Origin of the sequence: Mesorhizobium sp. M7A.T.Ca.US.000.02.2.1 (assembly GCF_003996995.1) — a bacterium.
Lineage (GTDB): Bacteria > Pseudomonadota > Alphaproteobacteria > Rhizobiales > Rhizobiaceae > Mesorhizobium.
The window spans coordinates 1-1,459 of the sequence record NZ_RZTT01000741.1 but is presented as its reverse complement, the minus strand read 5'-3'; the positions used below and the strand labels follow the sequence as shown (position 1 = coordinate 1,459).

Sequence of the window (1,459 nt, the reverse complement as noted above, 5' to 3'; positions counted from 1 at the left end):
TCCGCTGGGGCTGGCCTTCGCGCCGAATGGCGACCTGCTCACCTGCGTCGGCGGCATGGGCGTCTACCGCGTCTCGCCGGACGGGACGGTGGCGAAGGTCACCGACGAAACCAATCGCAGCCTGCTGTCGGTGATCGACGATTCGCGGCTGCGGCTTCCCGACGATCTCGACATCGCGCCGGACGGGCGCATCTTCTTCAGTGAAGCGACGATCCGCTACGAGATGTCTGAATGGGCGGTCGATGCGCTGGAGGGCAGGGGCAACGGCCGGCTGATCTGCCACGATCCGAGGACCGGCTCGACCCGCACCATATTGCGCGGCCTGATCTTTCCCAACGGCGTCACCATTTGCCGCGACGGCCAGTCGCTGCTCTTTGCCGAGACATGGGCGTGCCGCATCAGCCGCTACTGGTTCGACGGACCGGACAAGGGCAAGCGTGAAATCTTCCTCGACAATTTGCCAGGCTATCCCGACAATCTCAACCGCGGCTCCGACGGAACCTACTGGATCGCGCTGCTCGGCATGCGCACCAGAACCTTCGATCTCGCCATGCGCAAGCCGGGTTTTCGCCGCCGCATGGCCAAGCGGATCGCCGCCGACGAATGGCTGTTCCCCAACATCAATCGCGGCTGCGTGCTGCGCGTGTCGGAAACCGGCGAGATCATCGACGCGTTGTGGGACGAGGCCGGCGAAAACCATCCCTCGATCACCTCGACCTGCGAGCACAAGGGCTGGCTCTATCTGGGCGGCGTCTCCAACAACCGCATCGGCCGCGTTCGCATCGAAGGCGCCGATCCGCAATGGACGGCGCATGACGATTACTGGGGGAAGCGCTGATGGCGGGGTTAGGCACGTTCGTCCGCCGGCTGTTTTCGGCTGATGATGCCGGCATCAGCGTGCCGGCCATGGACGGCGTATTCAAACCGGACAACCGCCTGGAAGAGGCGGAGCGGCTGCTGTCGCTTCCTGCGATCGACAATCTCGTTGCGTCGCCAGCGAGACTGCTGTGCAGCAGCGGCAACACGCTCTTCCGGATCGACCTTGGGAGAGCGGGCGCTTCGGCGGTCGCAATAGCGGAGTTCGCGGCGCCGATCAGCTTTGTCGCATCCGCGCCCGATGGCCGCCTTGCCGTCGGCATCGAGGGTGAGGGCCTGCAAATCGGGCAGCCGGGCACCTGGAGGCGCATCGGCTTGCCAGGCGGCGTGGCGTCCTGCCTCACCGCCGGGCTCTTTACCGTGGATGGCTCGCTCTACCTGTGTGTCGGCTCGCGCAAGCATCCGGCGCGCGACTGGAAGCGCGATCTGATGGAGGGCGGCAGCAGCGGCGTCGTGCTCGCCATCGATCCGGACAGCGGCTCCCAGCGTGAGCTTGCAGCCGGATTGGCATTTCCCAACGGCGCGGTCATGCTCGGCAACGGCCGTCTGGCGATCAGCGAAAGCTGGCGCCATCGTATCGTCG

The 1,459-nt window shown here is 65.7% G+C and carries 1 protein-coding gene and 1 pseudogene; both read left to right on the top strand.

Going from position 1 to position 1,459, the window contains the following annotated elements; all coding sequences use genetic code 11:
* The coding region (locus EOD15_RS34190; protein ID WP_148129814.1) for an SMP-30/gluconolactonase/LRE family protein at positions 1–838 on the top strand (838 nt) is incomplete at its 5' end.
* Positions 839–897: 59 nt separating this feature from the next.
* Positions 898–1,459, top strand: a pseudogene (locus EOD15_RS34185) (strictosidine synthase); the annotation flags it as partial.